We start from the raw sequence: 1147 nt of genomic DNA on the forward strand, positions 1-1147 counted from the left end.
TTGACCGTGCCGAACTCGGTGACCAGCACGTTGCCCGGCTTCACGTCCCGGTGCGTGACGCCGGCCGCGTGCGCGGCGGCCAGCCCGGACGCCAGTTGCAGGCCCAGCCGGGCCACCTCGTCCGGCGGCAGGGTGCCGCGCTCGCCCATCACCGCGGCCAGGCTGCGGGACGGCAGGTACTCCATGATCAGCCACGGATGGCCGTCGTGCTCGACCACGTCGTACAGCGCGATCACGTTGGGGTGCGACAAGCGCGCCGCGAGGCGCCCCTCCCGGATCGCGCGGTCGATCGACTCCTGGTCGAACCCGCTGCGGGACAGCAGTTCCTTGACCGCGACGATGCGGCGCAGCCGCTGGTCCTCGGCCCGCCACACCACCCCCATCCCACCCGTGCCGATCCTCTCGGTCAGCCGATACCGGCCTGCGATAGTGCGGTCCTCCACCCGTGCTCCCAACGTCGCGCGCACGTCCGGCGCCGGGGGTACCCGATCGGGTTACCCCTCGAACGTACGTCCCAGTCGTAACACTTCCACGGGCCGTTTGTCCCTTCACCACGCGGGCGGGTGGTCCAGGTGAGCTGCGCACCACCGAACGCCGGCACGCCGTCCCCGGGGCTGTCCTCTGTGGACTCGGAGGGCGTCGCGGCGGCCGTCGACGTCGGACCGACCTGCTGTGATCAGCACTTGCGAACGTCCCTCATGAACGCCGAGGAGAACCGAACCCGCCACCGCCACGCGCTGCGCGGTGGCGTTGCGCCGGTGGGTTCAGGCCGGCTGCCAGCGCGGTTCGTCGGTGCCCAGGGGCGTCGGCGGGTGGTCCCACGTGCCGGCGGGGGTGAACGGCGGGCGGGCGTGGCGGAGCAGGCCGTAGGGCGACGGGGTTTCGACCAGCCACGGTCCGGGGTCGTAGTGGCCGTGGGCGGGTGAGGGCCGCACGTCGTGCAGGAGCCAGGACGCGGTGCCGGCCAGCGAGAGCCGGACGTGCCCGCCCCGGCCCTCGGTGAGGGCGCGCAGGACGGCGGCGGCGAGCAGGTAGCCGGTGCCGTGGTCGAGCGCCTGGGCCGGCAGCACGCCGGGGGTGCCGTCCGTGCTCTCGACCGCGGCGATGCCGGTGGCGGCCTGGACCAGGCTGTCGAACCCGCGCCGGT

At 73.8% G+C, this 1147-nt stretch carries 2 protein-coding genes; both read right to left on the reverse strand.

What is annotated here, in order from left to right:
* On the reverse strand, positions 1–383 hold a 383-nt coding region (locus tag AB0G02_RS41540; RefSeq protein ID WP_360806473.1), incomplete at its 3' end, for a serine/threonine-protein kinase.
* A gap of 381 nt (positions 384–764) precedes the next feature.
* Positions 765–1147 (reverse strand): CoA transferase (locus AB0G02_RS41545; RefSeq protein WP_360806470.1); only part of this gene is annotated, 383 nt, incomplete at its 5' end.

It is taken from the genome of Actinosynnema sp. NPDC023658, from assembly GCF_040639995.1.
In the GTDB taxonomy this organism is placed as follows: Bacteria; Actinomycetota; Actinomycetes; order Mycobacteriales; family Pseudonocardiaceae; genus Actinosynnema.